Origin of the sequence: Pontibacter mucosus, from assembly GCF_003054055.1 — a bacterium.
Lineage (GTDB): Bacteria > Bacteroidota > Bacteroidia > Cytophagales > Hymenobacteraceae > Pontibacter > Pontibacter mucosus.
Map to the genome: position 1 here is coordinate 251,436 of NZ_QBKI01000004.1, position 15,601 is coordinate 267,036.

At 48.8% G+C, this 15,601-nt stretch carries 8 protein-coding genes; all 8 read right to left on the reverse strand.

Going from position 1 to position 15,601, the window contains the following annotated elements; genetic code table 11:
• Nucleotides 1-16: 16 nt before the first annotated feature.
• Complete coding sequence (locus C8N40_RS09780) at nt 17-3,154, reverse strand: SusC/RagA family TonB-linked outer membrane protein (protein ID WP_211318070.1); 3,138 nt, start codon at nt 3,152-3,154, stop codon at nt 17-19.
• Between the two features lie 414 nt (nt 3,155-3,568).
• On the reverse strand, nt 3,569-5,014 hold the full coding sequence (locus C8N40_RS09785; protein ID WP_108211593.1) for a RagB/SusD family nutrient uptake outer membrane protein: 1,446 nt from the start codon (nt 5,012-5,014) through the stop codon (nt 3,569-3,571).
• A 27-nt stretch (nt 5,015-5,041) separates the two neighbouring features.
• Nucleotides 5,042-8,200: a SusC/RagA family TonB-linked outer membrane protein gene (locus tag C8N40_RS09790; protein WP_108211594.1), complete on the reverse strand. Its 3,159-nt coding sequence runs from the start codon at nt 8,198-8,200 to the stop codon at nt 5,042-5,044.
• Between the two features lie 621 nt (nt 8,201-8,821).
• Nucleotides 8,822-9,899 (reverse strand): peptide chain release factor 2 gene (prfB, locus tag C8N40_RS09795; protein ID WP_108211595.1). Its coding sequence is split into 2 segments (ribosomal slippage): nt 8,822-9,838 and nt 9,840-9,899, totalling 1,077 coding nucleotides; the frame shifts between segments, so codons are not numbered across the junction.
• Nucleotides 9,900-9,991: 92 nt separating this feature from the next.
• The gene (locus tag C8N40_RS09800; protein ID WP_108211596.1) at nt 9,992-11,065 is read right to left on the reverse strand and encodes a branched-chain amino acid aminotransferase; all 1,074 of its coding nucleotides are present in this window, start codon (nt 11,063-11,065) and stop codon (nt 9,992-9,994) included.
• Between the two features lie 41 nt (nt 11,066-11,106).
• Nucleotides 11,107-11,658, reverse strand: coding sequence for a cob(I)yrinic acid a,c-diamide adenosyltransferase (locus tag C8N40_RS09805; protein WP_108211597.1), 552 nt, complete (start codon nt 11,656-11,658; stop codon nt 11,107-11,109).
• Between the two features lie 154 nt (nt 11,659-11,812).
• Nucleotides 11,813-12,538, reverse strand: a complete 726-nt coding sequence (locus tag C8N40_RS09810; RefSeq protein ID WP_108211598.1) for an ABC transporter ATP-binding protein — start codon at nt 12,536-12,538, stop codon at nt 11,813-11,815.
• A 10-nt stretch (nt 12,539-12,548) separates the two neighbouring features.
• Nucleotides 12,549-15,587 carry a tetratricopeptide repeat protein gene (locus tag C8N40_RS09815; RefSeq protein WP_108211599.1) on the reverse strand — a complete coding sequence of 1,013 codons (3,039 nt, stop codon included), beginning with the start codon at nt 15,585-15,587 and terminating at the stop codon, nt 12,549-12,551.
• Between the last annotated feature and the right edge of the window lie 14 nt (nt 15,588-15,601).

A 15,601-nucleotide genomic window follows, 5' to 3' on the forward strand; every position in this document is an offset into this window, starting at 1 on the left:
GTCCTTTAGCTTGCTACTACAATCCAATATTTACCCCAAACTGAATCGTCTTCATGTTAGGGAACGCATGCAAATCAAGTCCTCTTCTCAATGGGTCGTTCAAGCTAGCACCAGCCTCTGGATCCATACCTGAATAGTTTGTAATTGTAAACAGGTTTCTTCCGCTTGCGGTAAGCTGCAGGCTTCTAATAAAGCCAACATTGATAATGTTGCCAAGGTCATAAGAGACAGACAGATCACGTAGGCGTGCAAAGGAGCCCTTCTCTACAAAGTATGCATTTGTAGTGTTTGTGTTATATAAGCTGTTGTAGAAGTTAACGTAGGCACCAGAAACACCACCCACTGTAATTTCATTGTCTAGGTCACCATCAACCAGGTCGCGATACATCCACTGCTTGGTCTGGTTGTAAATATCATTACCGTACACCCAGTCAACCTGCACATTAACACTCAGATTTCTGTAGATATTGAAAGAGTTGATGAATGACATATTGAATTTAGGTGTCGGATCACCAATAGCATGGTTGTCTGAAGTAAACTGGACGGCTTTAGTTTCTTTATTTACCACCATACCATTTACAACCTCGTAGTTAGCAGCATTAGCCTGGTTTAAATAAGGCACGCCTTCTGCATTTGTCTGATCAATACTGGAAAGCGGCTTCTTACCAAAGAAAGCACCCAAGCGCTCACCCTCAGTGATTGTGAACTGCCCTGATCCGCCAGCACCCAATGCAATTGGCATACCGTTTGAAATCTTGTCAACAAGAGTTTCCTGCGTACCGAATCGTGTTCCGAAAGTCCACGAGAAGTTTTCTCCTGAATAAACATCAGCATCTAATCCTAACTGGAAACCACTTGCTTTTAAAGTGATAGCATTGTCGGTAATACCTGATGCGCCTGAAGATGGGGCTAAGTCGATGTTATATATAACGTCTTCGCTTGTGCGTTTCCAGTAAGTCGCGTTAAGTGTGATGCGGTTGAACCAGTTAGAGTTTCCAAAGGTGAACCCAATATCTGCACCGACTTCGGATTCTTCTGAAACCTGAACGTTAAGGTTTGCATTATTAGCAATGCTCTGCAGAGCAAGGTAGGAGCCTTCACCAATATTTCCAGAGTTCAGCGTAATGCGACGAGCATATGGGCTTGGCTGGATACCTGCCTGTCCGTAGGCGGCACGCAGTTTCAAAGCTGTTAAAGTGTTGGATGTGATAAAGTCCCCAACGTTAACATAAGCATCAGCACGTGGGAAAACGAAAGCATCGCTACCAGCACCAAATGCAGAAGAGTAGTCTACACGTACACCACCCGATACACCGAACAGTGAGCCATAGTCCAGGCGCTGGTTAATGAGGTAACCATAAGTTATAAACTCAGAGAACACCTCATCATTGCTCTTTGTATTGGCATTACGAATGGTGTAAGGAGGGAATGAAGCAAAGCCTGTACCTTGTGCCTGAAGTTGGTGGCTATGAACACGTCTGTAATCGTACGCTAAATGAGTGGTAGTTTGGATAGGAACGTTAAGATTGAAGTCCTCCTCGAAATTGGTTTTGATGAACGCAGTCAGCAAGGAGTTCTGAGTTGTTTCGTTCGTGCCTGTTCGCGTAATTCTTCCATCAATTGAAGGTAGCGGAGTACCTGGCGTAGTTACATCTCCCTGATACTTAACATAGTCAGTAAAGTCATAACGATAGTTATCTATACCATACTTATAGTCTAACTCTAAGAATCGGTTAAACTTATAGTTGAAGTTAAAGTTCTGAACAATGCGAGTATTCTCAGCGGAGTAATCTCTGAACTGCTGTGTGTAGAATGGGTTCACAGAATTTTGTCCCTCAGGGTTAATTACATACTGACCAGCAGGATTCTGGTAGGTCAGGTCCCAATATCTGCGAGAAAGAAGTGCAGCACCAATACCGCTGTAGATGTTGTTCTGTCCGTTGATGCCACCGGTTGAGTTATCTGAGTAAATCAGCTGTGTGATACTGCGAACTGTAAAGTTCTTAAACAGTTCAGCGCCTATGTTGGCTGAAAGGTTACTTCTCTCTAGACGACCATTAATAGCACTTTCCTGGTTCAAGTGAGAGAGGTTAACAGCATAATCGATGGCCTCACCGCCACCACTGATGCCTACGCTGTTGTTTGTAGTCATCGCATTTGACCTGAACACCTGATCAAGCTGGTTGTATGTCTGCTCTCTGTAGGGTTTGTTATTAAGCGTAGCGCCATTAATAACAGGAATACCAGGTTGAGCGATTGCTCCATCTTCTGTACGCTGCAGGCGGTTTCCTGAAGCATCCAGGATATAACCATCATCGTCCGTATTGAAATAATGGTTTTCAGCAAACTTCAGATTTCCAGTTATCGGGTTATCAAAAGCAACTCGGCTACTGACATTTATAGCTGGCTTTTGCCCCCTCTGTCCTTTTTTAGTAAAGATTTGGATAACACCATTGGCCCCCTGGGCACCATAAATAGTACCAGCGGCAGCTCCTTGGATAACTTCCACTCGCTCAACATTCGATAGGTCAAGATCTGCTAACCTCGAAGAAAGGTTGCTAGCCGAACCATTCTGGTTGTTTGTTGTGCTAACTTGTACCCCATCTACCAGAATCATTGGTTGGGAAGAGCCTAAAGAGTTAATGCCACGCAGCAAAATAGCTGCCTGCTGACCAGGTTGGCCAGAAATTGAAGAAATTTGCGCACCAGCTACCTTACCAACAAGAGCCTGGTCAATAGAGGCTGATGATACTTTTGGCATATCTTCCGCTGTTACAGTTTCAACGGCAATAGCTACTTTCTTGCGCTCAGTAGCAACCCCAACACCTGTTACAACAACCTCACTCAACTGCTTTGTATCAGTTCCCAAAGCAACGTTAATCGTAGATGCATTACCGATGGTTCTTTCAGTAGTCTGGTATCCGATAAAACGGAACACCAGGGTGCTACCTTCCGCCGGTACTGTAATAGAGTAAGATCCATCAGCACCTGTGGTGGTACCCACCGTAGTGCCTTTCACTATCACCGCCACGCCTGGCAGCCCTTGCGATGTGCCCTGGTCCGTCACCGTGCCAGTCACCGTTCTGCTTTGGGCATAGGCCTGCTGCAGCAGCGCCAGCACCATCACAAAACTCATTAGTAATAGTTTTCTCATTTGTTGTTAGAATTAAGGTGAATAGAATTGGTTGGTAATAAGTTTATGATTTCCGAGATAATGAGAAAGCGGATAATTAGTGTTTAGGTAAGATAGCCTAGTTCAAAATATCGGAATCACACTACAATAATAATGAATACCTATATTTTAAACAATCATTATTAGCCTGTAAATACCTGTGTCACAACATCAACCATAACAAACCATCTATTCCTACAGCTAAAGCTTATCTTATATATTGGATAGCTATTATATCTTATACCTACTGGACTAACCCCGCATAAAAATTATAGTAATTAAACCCTTCCTTAAGTAGAAAAGCCTGCCGGTCAAACGACCGGCAGGCTTTAAGATTAAACTTTCACTTTATAACTCATCCCAGGCTATTACTAGGATGGCAGATACTGAATCAATTTACAAATCTGGGTTATTATTAACTTCACTTACTGGTATAGGGAAGATATAGCGCGGATCGGTCGGTGCAATATCAGTACCAGCACCCTGCGACCTTATCGGCTGCCCGGTACGAACTATATCATTTGCTCTAAAGCCTTCCGCAATAAGCTCAATTCTTCTTTCTGTTAAGATGGCATCGATCAACTCCTGCTGAGACAAGTCACCGAAGTCATAATCTGCATCAGAACGGTGGTGTACCGCCTCAAGCAGTGCCAATGAACGCCCTTGGTCGCCTACACGCGCTTCAGCTTCAGCCAGGTTCAGCAGCACCTCCGCATAACGGATAATCGGAACAAAATCAGTATAGGGAGAAACACCGCTAAACTTTGTTAGGTGCCTACCAATTCCATCATAATTAGCTGTAAGCTTTGTTTTTCTGTCATCCTCAGCTGCCCACTGCGGGTCTGCATAGATACCTGGTTCATTTGGATTGAGATAGTACTCCAGGTTGCCAGCATTAAAGTAATACCCCAGCTGGTTCTGTGTACCCGGAGCATTGGTTGCTGCCATAGGCACAGAGAAAATTGACTCAGCAGTCGTATACGGTGCTTTAAATACTGAAGTAATATCAGCCTGCAAAGCATGCTTTACCCCGGTTGGCGCAGTGAAAGGTGCAGTAGCAGACACAATTTTATTACCTTCTGTGATAACTCCTGCATAATCACCCTTCACCAGGTTAACGCGTGTTTTCAGCGCTATAGCAGAGTTCTTATGAGCCCTGGTAGTATTAAGCAGAGCTGAACCCTGAGTATCAGGAAGGCCCGCCTCTGCCTCGTTAAGATCCTTCAGGATTTGCTCATATACCTTGGCTACACTGCTTCTTGCCAAGCCATTGTTGGCAGATGAGGTCTCAGGTTGCAGCCTTAGCGGAAGACCTGGAGAAGCACCGTTATCCTGCGTATAGGGGGTCGCAAATATCTGTACAAGGGAGAAATAGCTGAGAGCTCTGATAAACTTGGCCTCCGCTTGGTACTGTGCATAAAGTTCGGAGTCTATCTTTTCCTTGTTCTTCTCCAAGCCATCCAGAAACAGGTTAACCCTATTGATAGTCAAGTAACCCTGCGTCCACATATTACTCAGATATGTGTTGTTTGAGTTGCTTGTATGCTGCCAAATATCGTAACCGGTTACGTTGTTTGGAGACCTATTGATGAACTCTTCTGCTCTGATATCATTGTAAATTTGATAGCGCCCCCCCAGAAAGGTGCCGCTCTTTGCAGAAAGATACAAACCGTTAACTAGGGTCTCAATCCTATCAGGAGTATCAAACGCATTAGCGTCAGAAATAGAAGTTTCTGGTATAGCTTCCAGGAAATCCTTTTCGCAAGAAGTCAAGCCAGCCAGCGGCATTGCCAGTAAAGCTAATCTTATTAGATACTGCTTCTTGGTTTTTATATAAAACATATGAATTAATCTCTAAAGTTTAACTAATTAAAATCCAACGTTAACACCAAAAGTAAAAGCTCTTCCCTGAGGAATCGTGTTACGTTCCACACCTGGGGCTGTGTTAGAGTTACCATTCGTGGAGATTTCCGGGTCAACACCTTTATATTTGGTAATCAAGAAGGCATTATCAACCTGTGCGTATACCCTTACAGATGAGATGCCACTGTTGCCGAAGAGATTCGGAAGGCGATAACCAAGAGTTGCAGTCTGCAGACGCAGGAAATCACCTTTTTGTACGTTGGCGTCAATCGGGAAAGAAGAACCATTAGATACGTTATCTCCCCAAACGGCAAGAGGAATGTCTGTTTGTTGTCCAGGAGTGGTCCAGGCACGAAGAACGTCTGTTGAGTTGTTCCATACACGTTGGTCTCTTAAGCCAGCCTGGCTACCATTGTAGATATAATTACCCCCTGAGTAGGTGAACATGAGGTTCATGTCAAAATTACCATACTTAAGTGTGTTGCTGAAACCACCATACCACTTAGGTAGTGAGCTTCCGTATACCTGAGCATCTGCACTTGAAACTGCTTTTGCAGGTCTACCGTCAAGGTAAGTCCATCCGCTATGGTGCAGGTACTGAACTTCCTCGCCAGCTTTGTTGATAAAAATTCTGCGGCCGTTATCTGGATTAACACCAGCTGTTCTTACCACATAGATACTGCCAACAGACTCACCAACTGTTGTGATGTTAGCACTCTCTAGGCCACCTGTACTACCGATAATTGGCGCATTATTATTAGCAAGGGAAGTTACTTCATTTTTGTTCAGGGTCAGGTTCAGGTTAGTCGACCATGTGAAATTACCATTATCCACTGGAACAGCATTAATAGCAAACTCGAAGCCCTTGTTGTACATAGATCCTACGTTTATCAGAATCTCGTTACCTGGGATACCTTTTGAAGGAGCCTGAGGTGCGTACAGAATCAGGTTATCAATATCATTGTGATAGTAGTTGGCCTCAAAGCTGATACGGTTGTTAAGTACACCGAGATCTAAACCAATGTTAGTCTGATTGCTGGTTTCCCACTGCAGTTCGTTGTTACCGGCTTGGCTGAAGGATAAAGCAGATGCTTCTCCATAAAGGCCGGCACCGTATGTGGTGTAGGCACCATATGCACTTGGCAAGTTACCATTACCAACACGTCCCCAGCTTCCTTTTAGCCTGAAGTTTGTCACAATGTCTGCTACGCTTGAATTCTTAAAGAATTCCTCCTCTGATATTGTCCAGCCCACGGAAGCACCACCGAAGTCACCCCAGCGTTTCTCCGGAGCCAAAGCAGAGTTACCATCTCTTCTGTAGTTAGCACTAATAAAATACCTTCCTCCAAAGTTGTAGTTCACACTACCAAGGTAAGCCTCGTATGCACGTTGAGTGATACCATTTCCACCAGCAACGTTGATACCGAACTGACCCTGGAATTGCGTAAAGAATGGGTCAGACAGGTCTTGGCGTACAGCACCCCAGTTCTCTACTCTTGTCTTCTGCACATCAGAACCTACCAATACTGTAAAGTTGTGCAGGTCATTAATTGACTTCTGGAATTGAAGCGTGTTTACAAGGTTCCAGTTGTTTCTCTTAGCATTGTTGTTATAAGCATAGCCATTATAATTCCAACCATCTCCTTGGTATGGGTTCCAGAACTGTATGTTTTCTGTATTGCCTCTGTCCCAAGAGTAAGAGCTACGGAAAGTAAGTCCTTTGGCAAGTGTTAAATCAGCTGCCAAGTTTGCAATAATTCTACTTGTTTCGGAGCTGTTTTTGTCCAGATCAATTAGCGGCAGCGGGTTAGCCCAGCTCGTAGGTATCAAGTTGTTGCCGTTATCGATCGTGTTATTGCGTTCTGGGTTGATATTGTAACTTCCATCAGCTCTTCTTGGAGCCAAGTTTGGAGACATAGCAACAGCTATACGGCCAAGGCCAGAAGAGTTGAAGGCTGCACCCGGAGCAGAACCGCTGTTTGGAGCGTTGTTCAGCGTGTTATTATAGTTCACGTTAGCAGACAGCTTCATCCAATCGGTAGCTTGGTGAGATAGGTTGAAACGACCTGACCTTCTTTCAAAGTCATTTGCTTTCAAGAAGCCTTCCTGATCTGTAAAACCTGCAGAGAAGTAATAGCTGGTTTTATCTGTACCCCCAGATACTGTAAGGCTATGGTTGTGCGACAGTGCAGTACGATATACTTCATCATACCAGTCTGTATCAACCATGGAGCCATCTGCATTATAGTTCGGGAAGAAGCTTTTGTTTCCTTCACCAAGTTGAGAAGCTGGAACAGCTTTAGGGTTTAACTTCAAAGCGTTGGCTATCGCACCATTTTTATGATCAATATATTGCTGGGCATTCAGAAGTTCTGGAAGCCTTACAGCACTGTTGGAACTAACCCAACCGTCATAGGTAACTTTGGCTTTGCCCTGTTTTCCTCTCTTGGTCGTAATCAACAACACACCATTCGCTGCTCTTGAACCGTAGATAGAAGAAGAAGCCGCGTCCTTCAGAATATCGATTGACTCAATATCAGATGGGTTGATATCTCCTAGTGGGTTGTTAGTTGCAGAGTTAGCCGAAGCATCGTCTGTTGAAATTGGAATACCATCCACAACAACTAGAGGAAAAGAACTTAGTGAGATAGAGTTAATACCGCGGATACGGATTACCGGCGGGTTGTTCAAAAGCCCGTTTGGCTGCACGATATTTACACCAGCAGCACGTCCGGTAAGGGCCTGCGCAAAGCTTTGTACAGGACGGTCTTTAATCACATCACCACCAACGGTTGCGGCAGCACCGGTAAACTCTTCCCTAGTCTGAGTAGCATAGCCCGTTACAATTACTTCGCTAAGCATCTTGTCGTCTGTAGCCAGGGCGGCGTTAACAACGCTCGCATTACCAATCGTTTTCTCTAAATTTTGATAGCCAATAAAACGAAACACGAGCGTATTCCCCCCCTCCGGTACAGTAATAGAGTAAGTACCATCAGCGCCTGTGGTGGTGCCCACCGTAGTGCCTTTCACAATCACCGCCACGCCTGGCAGCCCTTGCGATGTGCCCTGGTCCGTCACCGTACCAGTCACAGTTCTGCTTTGGGCATAGGCCTGCTGCAGCAGCGCCAGCACCATCACAAAACTCATTAGTAATAGTTTTCTCATTTGTTGTTAGAATTAAGGTGAATAGAATTGGTTGTTTTAAGTTTTTAGTTCATATAGTAAAGGTTAGGCAAAGCTCTGCCAGGCTCATAAAGAATGAGCTTTAAAATTTTATGCACAGTACCAGCACTGCTTTACAAAAGCAGCCTATCGGCATAGAAATCTGTTGTGTGATATGATTTTTTAAAGCAATGTGCCGCGAAAGACACCAGCTGCTCTTCATTAAGAATTAAGTTACTAACCTATCCAGCCACAATCCTTTGTGAGATGAATGAAGGGATAGTTACCTATTCCGCTCCAATAATAGGTAGATAAAAATTCAAATACAACAGTCGCTAAACAAACTTATTTGATGTCAAAACACAGTATTTTAGACTTTTACATCTTCTCGTTTCTTACCCAACTTCACGTGAGTACAATTTAATAACACCCATAAAGAGCTTTGAAATGGATCTGAAACCATTTCTTCCAAATTTCAACTATTCAATGTTGCAACGCAGACATTCACAAGACAGTAATTCCTATCAGTTTTTGCCCTAAAACCTTTTATACAAAATTTCGTTGGAAGCCAAAAAAAAACGAGGCACCCGGGAAAGGTCCTCGTTTCTGCTCTGGTAAGGCAGTCTATACCTGCATCAGGTAAGCTTTTATATATTCGTCCAGGTCGCCATCGAGCACGTTCTGCACATCCGTACGCTCTACCCCTGTGCGTACGTCCTTTACCAGCTTGTAAGGGTGCAGCACGTAGTTGCGTATCTGCGAGCCAAAGTCAATCCGCTTTTTGGTGCTCTCGATGCGGTCCCGCTCGGCATTGCGTTTGTCAAGTTCCATCTGGTACAGCCTGGATCGGAGCATGCGCAGGGCGTGCTCTTTGTTCATGAGCTGCGAGCGCTCTATCTGGCACTCTATCACAATGCCGGTTGGCTTGTGCTTCAGGCGAACGGCCGTTTCTACTTTGTTTACGTTCTGCCCGCCTGCACCTCCTGATCGGAAGGTGTCCCACTCGATATCACTTTGGTTTACCTCTACCTGGATTGTATCATCCACCACAGGGTAGGCAAACACGGAGGCAAACGAAGTATGGCGGCGGCCACCGGAATCGAAGGGCGAGATGCGCACCAGGCGGTGCACCCCAATTTCAGACTTCAGGTAACCGTAGGCAAAATCGCCGGTAATCTCCAGCGTAGCCGATTTTATACCAGCTCCGTCGCCGGCCTGGTAGCTCACCTGCTTCACGGCAAAGTCATGCGACTCGGCCCACATGATGTACATGCGCATCAGAATCTCGGCCCAATCCTGGCTTTCGGTGCCACCTGCACCGGCGTTTATCTCCAGTATGGCGCTCAGCTGGTCTTCTTCGCCGCTCAGCATGCGCTTAAACTCCAGTGCTTCCACAGCCTCCTCGGCCTTCTTCAGCTCCTGCTGTATGTCCTCCTCCGACACATCGCCTTCCTTGAAGAAGTCGAAGAGCACCTCGAAGTCTGACACGGCTTTCTCCACCTCCTCATAATGGTCGGTCCATACTTTCACGGATTTGATTTCCTTAAGTACCTTCTCGGCCTCCTTCGGATCATCCCAGAAATCAGGGGCGGTGGTTTGGGCCTCTGTCTCTTTTACCTGCTCTTTCTTGGCATCGTAGTCAAAGATACCTCCTCAAGGCCCCTACTCTGGCCTTCAACTCTTTTACTTGTTCAGTTGTCATTAGCGTGTTGGTTATACTTTCTTTAAACGTGAGATGCTGAAGTATAAACGGCCACGCCCATACTTCAGCATCCTCTTTTTATACTTTATACTTTAAAGGCTGATGCGATGCACCCAGTGATGGGTGTCAGGTGCCTGCCCTGTCTTTATCTTATCCAGTTCTGTGGCAACGTGGTTTGAGATTTTCCTATCTTCTATCGCGGGCAGATCCATGTCCTGGCCTTTGTGGTGGATGGTGGCAATTTGCGCAATGGTGGCAGCCGTGCCCGTGCCAAATGCCTCCTGCAGCTTGCCAGCCTTGTACGCCTCCACCAGCTCATCTACCGATACCTTGCGTTCCTCCACTGTGTAGCCCAGGTCTCTGGCTACTTGTAGTACGCTGTCGCGGGTGATGCCGGCAAGGATAGTGGTGCTGACAGGCGGCGTTACCAGCTTGCCGTCCAGCACGAACATCAGGTTCATGGTGCCCGACTCCTCTATATACTTATGCTCCTTGGCATCGGTCCAGATAAGCTGGTGATAGCCGCGCTCCTGCATTTGGCGGGCGGGGTAAAGCGCAGCGCCATAATTGCCCGCCGCCTTGGCATAACCGGCCCCACCCTCTACAGAGCGTGCAAAGTGCGGCTCGATGGCTACCCGCAGCGGCTGGCCATAGTAAGCCCCAACAGGGCAGGTGAAAATGGCAAAGCGGTAACCCGACGATGGACGCACCCCAATATATTCATCGGTTGCGAACATGAACGGGCGGATATACAACGCACAGCCGGCGGTGGGCGGAACCCAGGCGGCATCCAGGCGCAGCAGCTGCTCCAGCCCCTGCATAAAAATGTCCTCCGTGATCGCCGGCATGCACATGCGCTCGGCAGACTTGTTCAGGCGGTGAAAGTTATCCAGCGGACGGAACAGCAGGATATCGCCATTAGCATCGCGGTAGGCCTTCATCCCCTCAAAAATAGACTGGCCATAGTGCAGGACCGAGGTGGCAGGGCTCAACGACATGTTGCCGTATGGGCGGATGTGCGGGTTTTCCCACTTCCCCTCTCTGTAATCGGCCACCAGCATATGGTCCGAGAAAATCTTGCCGAACTCGATGTTGTTATAGTCCAGTTCCGCGATGCGCGAGTTCTCCACGCATTGTGCCGGTATCGTGAGCATATCCAGTGACATTTTAAGTTAGTTTTTAATCCGGTTAGGGTATGGTACGGTAGCTATAGTCTTGGTTTCCAGGCAATCTCCTCGGCGCCCAGCTCCTGAGACATTACGCGGCAAAGGGCAAAGAGGTAATCCGACAGCCTGTTTAAATATTTTATCACCAGGTCATCTACCGGCGACTCTTCCTGCAAGCCAATGGCCAGGCGCTCGGCGCGGCGGCACACGCAGCGGGCCACATGGCAGAAGGATACCGACTGGTGCCCGCCCGGAAGTATAAACGCACGCAACGGCGGCACGGCAGCAGTATACTTGTCTATTTCCTGCTCCAGCAGCACCACGTCTTCCTCATGCAAATCTGGGGTGGCCATCTTAGTGTTCTTGTCCGGATCTGTGGCCAGTGTAGAGCCGATGGTAAACAGCCTGTCCTGTATTTCTTTCAGGATATCAGCCCTGGACTTGTTCACTTCCTGGTCGCGCACCAGCCCGATGTAGGAGTTCAGCTCATCCACCGTGCCGTATACTTCGATACGCAGGTGCGACTTCGGAACCCTGGTGCCACCAATCAGTGCGGTGGTGCCTTTATCGCCTGTCTTGGTGTAGATCTTCATGTATAGAGTTAGAGAGTTGAGGAGTTTGGGAGTTTAGGAGTTAGAGAGTTAAAAAGTTAGAGAGTTAGAAAGTTGATTTCTCATCTATTCACTTACTCAAAACTCTAATAACTAATAACTAATAACTAATAACCAACAACGAATAACTAACAGCTTACAGTTGCTCTGCCTGCATGCGGGCGGCGGTGGTGATGTCCGGGTTTAGCGTGTCAGACTCTACCAGGCCGTCGCGGAGGCGCACGATGCGGTGTGCATACTTGGCGATGTCCTCCTCGTGCGTTACCATAATAATGGTATTGCCTTTGGCGTGCAGGTTCTCGAAAAGCTCCATGATCTCGTAAGAGGTTTTGGTGTCGAGGTTACCGGTAGGCTCGTCGGCAAGTATAATGCTGGGGTCGTTAATAAGCGCTCTGGCAATGGCCACACGCTGCCGCTGGCCGCCCGACAACTCGTTGGGCTTGTGCTTGCCGCGCGTACCCAGGCCAACGCTCTCCAGCGCCTTTTGTGCCCGCTCCTCGCGCTCACTTTTGCTGTACCCCGCATAAATCAGCGGCAGGGCCACATTCTCCAGCGACGACTGGCGCGGCAGCAGGTTAAAGGTCTGAAACACGAAACCGATCTCCTTGTTGCGCACCTCCGCAAGTTCGTTATCGGTCATGTTGCTCACATCCTGCCCGTTCAGGATATAGGTACCGCCGGTGGGTGTATCCAGGCAGCCGATGATGTTCATAAACGTGGACTTACCGGAGCCCGAGGGGCCCATGAAAGCGACATACTCTCCCCTGTTGATACTGATGGACACGGATTTGAGGGCATTGATCGTCTCAGCGCCCATGCGGTATACTTTCGAGATGTCGTGGGTTTCGATTATGGTGCTCATACAGCCTTTATCATAGTTGCCAATTTTCGACGCGGTTCTCCGCTTCCTGGCGTTTTTGTTCAAGTTCTTCTATAAATGTAGCATATTCAGCGGGAGGAAGCAAGTCCCGGAGCGTTTCTGCAGCCTGGGTAGCGTAAGAAACTAAGCCCTGATCTATACTTTCCAGCGCGTAAGCTTTGTACAGCTGGGCAGCATACGGGTTATAGGTGATGCCATCCAACAGAATATTATATGCTTTGTCACCGTCGGGGTCCTGTTTCCTGAAGAAGTTGGCGGCAGCCAGCAAGGTCTCCTCGTCGTAGGCCAGCATTTTCACCGCCTGGTCATAACGGGTAGCGGCTTCCTCGGTGCGGCCCCGTACCTCGGCGACGCGCGCCTTAAAGTACAAGGCCATGCGTTTGTCGCGGTCGTTCAGGTGCAGGCGGTCCATCCTGTTGAGCAGCACATCATACTTCTCGGTGTAGAGCCACAGCTTTAGCTGCAGCAGGTTCAGGGCCGAGCGCAGTTCTCCCTCGGGGCGCAGCATGTCGCCTGCTTCTTTGATAGCATCGTAAGCCAGCTTCCACCTCCTCTTGTTGAGCAGGTACTCCACACGGGTCACCAGGGCATGTCGTTTCAGGTCTTTCTCCTGAATGGAGCTTGCCAAACTATTTACCTGATCTAGGTTAAGCGTAGGCAGATAAGTAAGAAGATACTGTAGCTTTTCCTTGTCTGTTGCTTGCACCAGCACCGAATCCAGATCCTGGCGCAGCAGGGTTGCCATACTCTGTGCCACCGCAATCGCGGCCTCGTTCTCGGTGTAGGCCACCTCCTCCAGCGCCCCTACGGCTGCTTCCGGCCGGTGCGCCATCGCCAGTGCATAGCCATGCGCCAGGTAGGCCTGTGCATAGCCGTGGTCTTTGGCCTGCTTGAAGTAGGAGGCCGCCGCACGGTAGTTTTTCTCCTCCATCATCCAGAGGGCGAGGGTGTTGTAGTAATAACCACTCTGGTTCTCCATCTGCAGGGCCAGGTTCTCCATCAGGCGCCTTCCTTCGCGCGGAAGCCCATTATAGTGGTGCACCAGTCCCTTCAGGAAAATCAGATCACTGAAAAAGAGCTGGTTGCCCGGTGCAGCTAAGTAATCGTTTATGTGTTTCAGGCGGGCTGTGTCTCCCTTGCTCAGGCTGCTGATGGTCTGGTTGTAAAAAAGAGTAAAGTCCTCTACCTGTTCCAGCGAGTCGGGCATGAAGCGCTCCCTGTCCTGCGGCTCCAGGCCGAGCAGCTGGCGCAGCACGGCCTGGTTGCTGCGCAGTGTTTTATACTTTCCTTTCCTGGACTCCTCCAGCACCAGCTTGGCCGGCTCCAGCATTGCCTGTCGGGTGTAATAGGCCAGGCGGTTGCTGCGCACCACCTCATTGCCCGGGCCATACTCCTGCGCCAGGTTAAAGTAGTACTCGGTGCTGTCCTGCACACTGGTTTGGGTGTACAGCAAGGCCAGGTTGTTGTAGATCTCGGAACTCTCCGGGAATTTCTCGGCTCCCTGCTGCAGCACATACAGTTTCTCGAAGAAGTATTGTTTCTCGTCGTAGAGGTTGGCCAGCCGGATGTATAGCTTTGGGTTAGGCCTGCGGTCGATGGCTTCCTTCAGGAGCAGAATTTCCTGGTTGCGCTGGTTTTCCTGCCTGTACATGGAGGCCAGGCTGTAGTTTGCCTTCACGTTGCCGTTGTCGTACACATTGCTCTCCTCGTAAAAGCGCTTGGCCAGGATGTTGTTGCCGGAAGCACGGTACAAATCTCCGACATAGCTATAGTAGCCTGCCTGCATCTGAAAGTAAGAGCGGTACTGGGTGCGCATGATCAGGATCACGCATATCACCAGGCTCATGATAAAGAAGGAGAAAAGCGAGAAGGTCCTGGGCTCGTACACCACCTTGTACACCTGCAGGCGCTGCTCCAGCAGCCGCCCGAAGTTGATCATCACATAGGCGAAAAAGCCAAAGCCAAAGGCCAGGTGCGTGTACACGATCAGGTTGCGGTAAAGCAGCGTGAGCGAGTCGTTGGCAGTGGCAAAGGCATAGCCTATGCTCAGGAAGGCAAGTATGGCAAACACCAAGTATAAAACGGCGCCTGTGGGCCTGAACGGGAAGAGCCTGCCGTAGAATGCCTCGCGCTGCCGCATGCCCCAGAAACCGGCCACCGTGGAGAGCAGCAGGATAACGTATGGGTTGATTGGAATCAGCTCTGCATCGAAGTAGCCCAGGTGGCGCAGGTACAGCAACACCAGGGTAAGCAAGTATAAAATGCTGATAAGTATAAACTGCCACATGCTGAAGCGGCGCTCCGGCGACTTGGCCTGGGTGTTTATCCAGAGCAGGGCGTTTACGTTCTCAAAGCTCACCCACAGCATAAAAATAACCGTGGCCGCCAGCAGTCCCAGCGAGCTGTAGCTAACCAGGTGCAGCGTGATCAGCTCCGGGGTAAAATCGGCCTCTGTGTAAATCAGCAGCCCCAGCACCGCGACCACCCCCAGCATGGCCAGCACCCGCAGGCCAAAGCCGGTGTTGGGCAGGAAGGCCTGAAAGGCGTAGCTGCCCAGCGCAAAGAGCACAATGCTCACCAGCAGGGTGGTTTGGCCGGCCCCACCGAAAATCTCGAGCAAGTCGAAGTTAAAGGTTGCCAGGAAGAGCATGAGCAGCAGAATGCCCGCAAAGTATGGCAGTTGCCGCATGGTGCTGATGGCCGCCGTGTAAAAGGCCAGGCTCACGCCCAGTATAAGCAACAACACGCCGGCTGCCGCCGTGTTGGCTTCGGGCAGGGCCACGTCGTACTGCTCCAGCAGCAGGTAGCCATCGGCCGAGAGCGTGAACCCCTCCAGCAGCGCCGGAACCTCGCTTACCGGCACCGGCACCACCTGCAGGTCGGTTAGCTTATCCCAGGCAAAGAGGGAGCTCTCGCCGGTGAAGAAGTAGTATACCCCCAACCCCAGCGCCAGCACACCCAGCAGCAGTAAAAAAAGATAGGGATACCTGGTGTGCGTATCCCATTTCTCCCAAAACTTTATCTTACTCATATATTAAGCCTGCG